The organism is Halanaerobium saccharolyticum, from assembly GCF_003053565.1.
Lineage (GTDB): Bacteria > Bacillota > Halanaerobiia > Halanaerobiales > Halanaerobiaceae > Halanaerobium > Halanaerobium saccharolyticum_B.
Genome location: NZ_QAXS01000061.1, coordinates 1 through 7,758 on the forward strand (window position 1 = coordinate 1; position 7,758 = coordinate 7,758).

Sequence of the window (7,758 nt, forward strand, 5' to 3'; positions counted from 1 at the left end):
AAAGGATAAGGTAGTGACTGAATATTCTGTAGATAGTATATGTTCTCAATAACTTAAATTTGACAATGCTTAAATATTTTTATGCAATGCTAGTGATTTATAATAGATTCAATAAACCACTTTGATTTGTCATCAATCAGTGGTTCAATCTTAATTTCTGATATTCCACCAAATTGTCCTTCTCTTAAAAATCTATAACCTGTACCAATTATTCCTTTTTCATTTAGTTTTCTTTTTTTCTTTTCATTATCAATTAAGTCTAGAGATTTTTCAAAAGAATTGCTAGTATCTTTTAAAAAATTAAATCTGGCGGAAGCTTTTACCTCTTCTTCAAAAATCAAAGCCTCAAATATCTGAAGCAGTGGTTTTTTGACATCAGAATTAAAATCAAAAGTTTCAGGTATTTTATCAAAATTAGCTGATACTTGATTGGGTAATATTAAAAAGTTACTCTTTTTATTTAAGTTCAAAAAAATATATCCACCATTATCAAGTCTTTGAACTTCAGGATATTCTGCACTTAATATTTCTTTAAGTAGCGAAAGTTTCTTTTTGGAAATCTGACCAACATTTTGAGAAACATTTAATTTAAAGTAATCTAAGTTCATATAATTTCTCCTTTCGCAAAACTAATAGTTCCTACACTTATTTAGTTATACATTACTCAGAATAATCCTGCTTTTTAGTTAAGATTCTATTATGATAGAATTCCAGATACTAAAGAAAAAAGCCCCATCTCATCTACATTAATATCCCAAGTGGAACTTGAGACTTCGATTTGACAGGTCTTTATTATCTTATATTGTAAGTTTAATCCTCTCAAAACCAAAAATCAAGTACTCTATTAAAATTTTATAAATCCCTGCATTCACTTTGTTGAGATCAAAGTGTATTGCTAAAAAAATAACCTGATCCTTGAACTTATATCATAGTTTTTTAAACCTCTAACTCAGTTCATCTTACTCATATGAAAACCCCGGTTCCAAAGATTTTCATACATATTCAATTGTCAACGTACCTGAGTTAAGATTTTATTTCGTGACATCGGATGTCATTTTCCTTCTCGAATTTTATCTACATACCTATTTACATCTTCTTCAGAATTTAAATCTTGTTTTTTAGCTTCATCTTTCATATTTTCTTGAATTTCTTTTAAGGCAACTAATGAAGCATTTAGCACAAAAATGTTTCCATTTTCCTCCGCAAATAAAACTTTATCTCCCTCTTTTAACTTTAACTTTTTCCTTATTTCAATTGGAATAGTAATCTGACCTTTAGATGAAACTCTTGCAAGTTCCATTTGTTAACCCCCTTTGACTTTACATTCTTTGTTTTCCTTACATATATTATATCAAAAAAAGAATAATATCTATACTAAATATTAATAAAGTATAGGGGATAAAATAAAAGTAATGATCTAAAAATCAATCACAAGTATATATCTATTTTTTTGCAAATTAAAATAGGTATAATATTAGAGATAACGCTTTTATCTCTCACAATCTTTATTTTATAACATTATTTAAGATACATCAAATAATTAGAGTATCTAATTTTGTCGAATGACAAAGTAAAACTTTTCAGTTAATATTCTTTGTGACATCGGTTGTCATTTTGTACTTTTTCTTTATTAATTTCAATTGATATATAGATTTAATGCTGCAGACAATCAATAAACTATTTATAATCTTTTCTTATGTGTTCAATTTCTTAACAACTTTTATTATAATACACTCTTGCCTTAAAATCAATTAATATTTCTCTGTTTTTTTGTCGAATTAAATTAAATTGTATAATTTAATGCACGTTGTGATTTAATAAACTTCTTCTTCCTGAACACCTGATTTTATTGCCGATAGTAAAAAGTGAGATTTTTAGTTAAATCGATATGAAAAATATTATATCTACTAAAGATTTTGGTTTATAGGCAAAAAAATAACCAGATACTATGCCTGGAATAATCAAATATGACTTAATATATCTTCTATCGCTATTTTAAGTTGTGGTAATTTATTTGTTATAACATTCCAAACTATTTCCAAATCTACTCCAAAATAGTCATGTATTAATATATCTCTAAGACCAGCAATTTTTCTCCACTCTATTGCAGGATAATCCTCTCGAATATCAGCAGGTACATTTTTAACAGCTTCACCTATAATTTCAAGATTTCTTAGAACAGCATCTTGAACCATCTCTTTTTCTTTAAATTCTTCAAATAAAATATCACCTGAATAGTTCTGAACTTTATTTATTGAACGTAAAATATCTTTTAAATATACTTCAGGCCTGCGCATATTTAGCACTTCCTAAAATATCTTCCTTTAATTCTTCTTTTAAGGCATCTTTAATCACAAGATCTACATCTTTATTTAAATTATCTTCAAGATAAAATTTTAGATCCATATAATTATCAAAGGTCTTCTCGCCTTCTTTAAATTCAACAAGAAGATCAATATCACTATTATTATTAGCCTGACCACTAACATATGAGCCAAATAAGGCAATACTTTTAATTCCAAATCTATTTAATATGCTTCTGTTACTCTGCAAAAATTCAATAATTTCTTGACCTGTCATATTATCGACCTCCTGTTTCCATTTTAGCACCATTGATAAAATAAAACAAGTTTTTAATTTGATAAAAAACTATTCAATATTTTAACATTTTTTTATAAACTCTTGCCTTAAAATCAATTAATATTTCTCTATTTTTTTGTTAAATTAGCTTGAATTTAATTGAACACAAGTTCGTTTTGTGGTATAATATATTTAAGGGTTAGTTCTCAAATCTTATCTTTTTAAAAGATGAAATTTTAGGAAATCATTTGTTAGTAAACATCTAAAAAAATATTTTTCTAAAATGTTAAAAGAAAAGCCATCTCTAAATCTTTATTTTGATTCAGTGTGAGATTAATTTTAATAGTCTTGATTTTCTATATAATTCTTAGCTACATTAATACTGAAAACACCTGTAGATATAATAAAAACAAATAAACAACTTCTTATCAAAGGAGGTGAATTAATAAATGAAACTATCTTTTAAATTTAAACCAGCCATTAATCACAAGAATTTAAATATTATCAGAACATTAAGTTTCCATACATCTAAGTTATATAACATTGTTAATTACTCTATTAATGAAGAAAAAAATAAGCCTGTATATACTAAGCTGGATGAACAATTTAGAGATAACTGGCATTGTGATTTCCTACATTCACATAATAGACAGCAATGTCTTAAACTGTTAGCTCAAAATTGGAAATCATATTTTAGAAGTTTAAATGATTATAAAAAAAACCCCTCTAAATATAAAGGGACTCCTAAATCTCCAAAATATAAATATTTAGATTCTAATCCTAATGAAATAATTTTTACCAACTATGCTATTAGAATTAAAAATGGCAATCTTTTATTATCTTTATCTAAAAAAATGAAATCTATGTATAAAGTGGACAATCTTAAATTTGAGCTTTCTGATAAAGTTCAAAGCTTTATAAATATGGATTCTATTCAACAGATAAAAATTAAAAGAGAATCTGTTTCTAACAGATGGTATCTGATTGTGATATACAATAAGGAATGCAAAAACAATGATGGTAGCAATATAATGAGCATTGATCCAGGGTTAGATAATTTAGCTGCTATAACTTTTAAGGATAGTGATAAAAATTATTTAATTAATGGTAAACCTCTTAGAATTGATAGGAGAAATTATGTGTTAAATTATTTGCATAAAGCAAGTAGGCAGGTAATTGATATAGCATTAAATGAAAATGTAGGCACTATTGTTATTGGTGATATTAAAAATATTAAACAAAATTCTACTATTAAGTCTTTTGTTCAAATACCAGTCCAACGATTGGTTAATATGATAGAATATAAAGCTAAATTAGAAGGTATTAGTTTTATTAAAATTAATGAATCCTATACAAGTGGATGTAGTGCTGTTGATCTAGAAGAAATAAATAAGTCTAATTATAATAAGTCCCTTAGAGTATATAGGGGCCTATTTAAAAATAAAAAGACCACGATTAATAGTGATATCAATGGTAGTCTTAACATATTAAGAAAATATCTGAAAGATAAATGTATTCCTGAACTCATTCATGGAGCTAGGGATAATGGGGTTGTGAATCCCCCGAAACGAATAAGTGTTGCCAAACAGGTGGAAACTTAATTACAAAACTTCGTTTAAATCTATCTAATAATATATAGCCATTACGGTATATATGAAGCAATAGAAGCTTCTTCTAAATCTTATCTTCGATTTAGCGGGAGAGATTCATTCCAGACTTTGAATATTTACTTTTTGACTTTTCTAAGTATAGTGATCTGGAGATTATAGGAAGTATACAGTTACAAATAGTTTTAAAAATACTTCACACCAGCTTTATTGATAATGATTATGATAAAATATTTGCTGATATATTAAAGCTAATCAAAAAATTGAATGATACTAAGACTATTTTAGAATATTTCACAACAGGAATGGAATATATACTAGAAATTAAGGATTACGATTTTGATATTATGCATGATAAAGTTAATTTAATCATCCCCGAAAAGAGTGAGACTTTCATGTCTACAGCTAATAAATTGCGTGAAGAAGGTAAATTAGATGGAATTAAAAAAGGGATTAAAGAAGGTAGAAAAGAAGGAATGAAAGAGGGTAGAAAACAGGAATTAATTGAAACTATTTCAATTTTAATAAAGGATAAACTCCCAATAGATAAGCTTCCGGACAATCTGGAGAGTAAACTTAATAAATTAGATTTAATTGTTTTAAGAGAAATTCGCACTGATTTATTAAAGGATATTATAACTATTGAATCACTTGAGGATTTAGAAGAATATTTAAACTAAAGAGCAGATATTCTGCTCTTTCTTTTTTTAATTATTCATCGACATCTACCCTAGCCAAAAAAGACAGATCCTTATTGATTTTTTCTTCTGGTAGGAGCTCCATTTCATCATTATCAATTATTAAAGCTTTTAAATTACTCAATTTAACATGCTTTGTTCTTTTCTGCCATCTCTCTCCAATTTTGTGTTTCTTTATTTGATATAGAATTCCTTTTTCTGGATTGCGAGCTGCAATTTCAAGCCAATCTTTTGTTTCTTTTTCAGTTAATAATTCAATTTCAAATAATCTTAAAATAATAGTTTTAAACGGAACTGCAAAAATATCCATTAACTTTATTATTTTTAATATATTTAGATCAGCAGATTTTTTTATTTTCAAAAGATTAAGCTGTTTATTTAAAGCATCTTTAGGCACCAATAATAATGCTGCAAAGAGATTAGCTTTACTTTCTTCTAGATCAAGTTCTTTATCCTCATTGATTGTTTCTAAATCTAAAAATTCTTTTTTTCCATTAACTAAGTAGTGATATAATTCGTGAGCAGCAGTAAAAATTTGTTTTTCAAGTGGCAAAAAAGTATTGATATAGATAAAGTTTTCTCCGCGATATTCAAATAAAAAGCCGCAAAACTCTTCATCTTCAACAGGAAACATAATAATACTTAGATCCTCAATATCTTCTAAAACTCTAAAAATATCATCCTGAAGTATTAAATCATCAGAACCTACAAATTCATTTTGAAAATATAGCACCTCTTTTTCTACTGCTTTAAAAATATCTGGACTAACTTTCTTAATTGTTTTATCTAAAATAATCAATTCATTCACCTACTCATTTAGTATATTGTTAAATTCTTCCTGGATGTCACGGTGAAATATTATTAAATCCATTGCTTTTTTAGCAGTTCTTAAGCCTTCCTCTGCTGCTTTAGTCTTCACACTGCCCATAAATGCAACCACAGGATCTTCTGATAATTCTTGATCTTCTTTCATTAGTTCATTAACATCAAGGTTTAATATTTGAGCAATTTCTTTAATTTCTGTAAGAGTAATATTTTTTCTACCATGTATAATCTTATTAACCATCTGACGTGAGGTTCCTAATCTTTCTGCTAAATCAGTTTGGCTCATTGCTATTTCATCTAATTTCATTTGTATTTTCTGACCTACAATTCTATTTAAATCTTTCATTCTTAACACCTCCTACTGCAATTATAACACTTAAAGCTGCTTTTAGCAATTATTTATTTACTTAATTTTATATAATTAATAGATATGTAAATATTTTGTTTACAAAATTACATCTAGAATTAGCCTGGATTTAATTGAACACAAAAGTTACCCGGATAAAGAAGTCTCGCTTCAACTGCTGAAATACATGACGGATTGTTAACCCTTTTTAAAACCAAAAAATTCTGGCAAACTGCGAGTGATCATAACTTTCTTGATTCACCATGGGGGAAAGAGGTATAATATAGATGTGAAATTTAATTTAATTATCCCCGAAAGGAGTGAAATTTTAATGTCCACAGCTGATAAATTGCGTGAGGAAGGAAAACTTGCTGGTATTAAAGAAGGAATTAGAGAAGGAAGAAAAGAAGAACTAATAGAAACTATAATCCTTTTTACGACAGTAAAATTAGAAATTGATTCACTTTCTCCTGAGCTAGAAAGAAACCTTAACAATACTGGGCTCGGAACCTTAAAAATAATTAGAGATAATCTATTAAACATTGAATCACTTGAAGATTTAGAAAAATATTTAAACTAATAAAGAAGTATTTATTTATCATCACTGCTATCAGCCATCTATCCTATTAAATCATTAAACAACTACATCAAAATAATTAATGATTATTACTTCCGCAGTATTTTCTCTATAATTATCAATAATTTTTTCAATTTCTAAAGCAACATTATGCTCTAAATAATATTCACCACATTGTTTACAAACAAAAGCAGGAACATTTTTAATAATAATAATGAAATTATCAAGATCAGCAATATGATTTATATTTCCTATTTCTAAATTCCCTTTGCAGATTGAACAATTCCCCAAATCCTTTTTCAGTTCATCCAGATCATCCATATTAAAAATAGAAATATTCTGACTTCCTAAATATTTAATGAAATCTTCTTCTGTCATTTCCGCAAATTCAGCACTTTGGCCTATAGACAATTTTCTCTCTTTAAAACATTTAACTGCCAGGGTTCTTTTCATTTCTTTAATGACTTCATCTTCAGCCAGGTGTAAACTCAAAAGTATTTCTTCGGGCAACTCTATTTCTTTTTTAATACTCATAATAATTTCCCCTTTTAATGGATCTTTTAAGCCAAAGCTATTATACTGATATTATACCATTCTAAATATGATTAATAAAGAAAGGATAATCTCAATGAAAAGAATGAGCAGCAAAGAAATTAAAGAGGCAATAGAAAATGTCAGGGCATCATTGGCTGTAGAAAATATTGAAGTGGATGAACTTAGTGGGATCATCGGAGAAAAATATTTAAAGGGAGAAATATCAAGCGAGGAAGCAATCGATATTATTACTGAATATATAAAACGTAAACAGTCAGGTTAAGAATTAATCGTTAAATAAATTCTATCAATATTAGTGGCAAATCTATGTTTATATCCATTTTGACATCCGAGATTGATGCCAGAAACATATAATTCAACTCCTAAAAAAAATCCTCCTTAATGGAGGAATACAATTGAGTAGTATTCTCTCTTTTAAAGTTTTCCGCCACTCTCGGGAAACTACCTTATATACTAATTATATACCTTAAATTTGTGTTATGAGACAAGAAATATTTCAGTAACCAGGACATGTTTTTCACCAGTAAATATTTAAAAGAACAGGGTATTCTCATACCCTGAAATTAATTA

At 27.3% G+C, this 7,758-nt stretch carries 12 protein-coding genes and 1 pseudogene; 6 read left to right on the forward strand and 7 right to left on the reverse strand.

What is annotated here, in order from left to right; all coding sequences use genetic code 11:
* Positions 1-89: 89 nt before the first annotated feature.
* From C8C76_RS14495 to C8C76_RS14510, 4 genes are all read right to left on the reverse strand, one after another.
* Positions 90-608, reverse strand: coding sequence for a hypothetical protein (locus tag C8C76_RS14495; protein WP_108142879.1), 519 nt, complete (start codon positions 606-608; stop codon positions 90-92).
* A 443-nt stretch (positions 609-1,051) separates the two neighbouring features.
* The gene (locus tag C8C76_RS14500) at positions 1,052-1,300 is read right to left on the reverse strand and encodes an AbrB/MazE/SpoVT family DNA-binding domain-containing protein (RefSeq protein WP_108142881.1); all 249 of its coding nucleotides are present in this window, start codon (positions 1,298-1,300) and stop codon (positions 1,052-1,054) included.
* Between the two features lie 661 nt (positions 1,301-1,961).
* A complete protein-coding gene (locus C8C76_RS14505) occupies positions 1,962-2,297 on the reverse strand; it encodes a HepT-like ribonuclease domain-containing protein (RefSeq protein WP_108142883.1) in 336 nt (111 codons plus the stop codon).
* Positions 2,284-2,580 carry a nucleotidyltransferase family protein gene (locus C8C76_RS14510; protein WP_108142885.1) on the reverse strand — a complete coding sequence of 99 codons (297 nt, stop codon included), beginning with the start codon at positions 2,578-2,580 and terminating at the stop codon, positions 2,284-2,286. The genes C8C76_RS14505 and C8C76_RS14510 overlap by 14 nt, the downstream gene beginning before the upstream one ends.
* A 449-nt stretch (positions 2,581-3,029) precedes the next feature.
* Between C8C76_RS14510 and C8C76_RS14515 the strand changes: the two genes are divergently transcribed.
* The 3 genes and pseudogenes from C8C76_RS14515 to C8C76_RS14520 all read left to right on the forward strand — a co-directional run bounded on the left by C8C76_RS14515 (position 3,030) and on the right by C8C76_RS14520 (position 4,867).
* A complete protein-coding gene (locus tag C8C76_RS14515) occupies positions 3,030-4,181 on the forward strand; it encodes an RNA-guided endonuclease InsQ/TnpB family protein (RefSeq protein WP_108142887.1) in 1,152 nt (383 codons plus the stop codon).
* A 107-nt stretch (positions 4,182-4,288) separates the two neighbouring features.
* A pseudogene (locus tag C8C76_RS15555) lies at positions 4,289-4,453 on the forward strand (Rpn family recombination-promoting nuclease/putative transposase); the annotation flags it as partial.
* Positions 4,454-4,492: 39 nt separating this feature from the next.
* A complete protein-coding gene (locus tag C8C76_RS14520; RefSeq protein ID WP_181248242.1) occupies positions 4,493-4,867 on the forward strand; it encodes a hypothetical protein in 375 nt (124 codons plus the stop codon).
* Positions 4,868-4,898: 31 nt separating this feature from the next.
* Here C8C76_RS14520 and C8C76_RS14525 read toward each other — a convergent pair whose 3' ends face one another.
* Together C8C76_RS14525 and C8C76_RS14530 are read right to left on the reverse strand one after the other, a co-directional pair.
* Positions 4,899-5,684 (reverse strand): ImmA/IrrE family metallo-endopeptidase, encoded by a 786-nt coding sequence (locus tag C8C76_RS14525; RefSeq protein WP_108142892.1) that lies wholly within the window; start codon positions 5,682-5,684, stop codon positions 4,899-4,901.
* A gap of 9 nt (positions 5,685-5,693) precedes the next feature.
* The gene (locus tag C8C76_RS14530; RefSeq protein ID WP_108142893.1) at positions 5,694-6,056 is read right to left on the reverse strand and encodes a helix-turn-helix domain-containing protein; all 363 of its coding nucleotides are present in this window, start codon (positions 6,054-6,056) and stop codon (positions 5,694-5,696) included.
* Positions 6,057-6,189: 133 nt separating this feature from the next.
* Here C8C76_RS14530 and C8C76_RS15560 point away from each other — a divergent pair, with 133 nt between their 5' ends.
* Both C8C76_RS15560 and C8C76_RS14540 read left to right on the forward strand, forming a co-directional pair.
* Positions 6,190-6,258: an Rpn family recombination-promoting nuclease/putative transposase gene (locus C8C76_RS15560; protein ID WP_375135341.1), complete on the forward strand. Its 69-nt coding sequence runs from the start codon at positions 6,190-6,192 to the stop codon at positions 6,256-6,258.
* A gap of 129 nt (positions 6,259-6,387) precedes the next feature.
* Positions 6,388-6,636 carry a hypothetical protein gene (locus C8C76_RS14540; protein ID WP_108142895.1) on the forward strand — a complete coding sequence of 83 codons (249 nt, stop codon included), beginning with the start codon at positions 6,388-6,390 and terminating at the stop codon, positions 6,634-6,636.
* Between the two features lie 54 nt (positions 6,637-6,690).
* Here the strand turns inward: C8C76_RS14540 and C8C76_RS15300 are convergent, their stop codons facing one another.
* Positions 6,691-7,167, reverse strand: coding sequence for a UPF0175 family protein (locus C8C76_RS15300; protein ID WP_108142897.1), 477 nt, complete (start codon positions 7,165-7,167; stop codon positions 6,691-6,693).
* A gap of 94 nt (positions 7,168-7,261) precedes the next feature.
* Between C8C76_RS15300 and C8C76_RS14550 the strand changes: the two genes are divergently transcribed.
* On the forward strand, positions 7,262-7,450 hold the full coding sequence (locus C8C76_RS14550) for an antitoxin VbhA family protein (protein ID WP_108142898.1): 189 nt from the start codon (positions 7,262-7,264) through the stop codon (positions 7,448-7,450).
* The last annotated feature ends 308 nt before the right edge of the window (positions 7,451-7,758 follow it).

Coding starts and splice junctions, on each gene's coding strand:
- C8C76_RS14495 (WP_108142879.1), bottom strand. CDS start 608: ATGAACTTAGATTACTTTAAATTAAATGTTTCTCAAAATGTTGGTCAG.
- C8C76_RS14500 (WP_108142881.1), bottom strand. CDS start 1,300: ATGGAACTTGCAAGAGTTTCATCTAAAGGTCAGATTACTATTCCAATT.
- C8C76_RS14505 (WP_108142883.1), bottom strand. CDS start 2,297: ATGCGCAGGCCTGAAGTATATTTAAAAGATATTTTACGTTCAATAAAT.
- C8C76_RS14510 (WP_108142885.1), bottom strand. CDS start 2,580: ATGACAGGTCAAGAAATTATTGAATTTTTGCAGAGTAACAGAAGCATA.
- C8C76_RS14515 (WP_108142887.1), top strand. CDS start 3,030: ATGAAACTATCTTTTAAATTTAAACCAGCCATTAATCACAAGAATTTA.
- C8C76_RS14520 (WP_181248242.1), top strand. CDS start 4,493: ATGGAATATATACTAGAAATTAAGGATTACGATTTTGATATTATGCAT.
- C8C76_RS14530 (WP_108142893.1), bottom strand. CDS start 6,056: ATGAAAGATTTAAATAGAATTGTAGGTCAGAAAATACAAATGAAATTA.
- C8C76_RS14540 (WP_108142895.1), top strand. CDS start 6,388: ATGTCCACAGCTGATAAATTGCGTGAGGAAGGAAAACTTGCTGGTATT.
- C8C76_RS15300 (WP_108142897.1), bottom strand. CDS start 7,167: ATGAGTATTAAAAAAGAAATAGAGTTGCCCGAAGAAATACTTTTGAGT.
- C8C76_RS14550 (WP_108142898.1), top strand. CDS start 7,262: ATGAAAAGAATGAGCAGCAAAGAAATTAAAGAGGCAATAGAAAATGTC.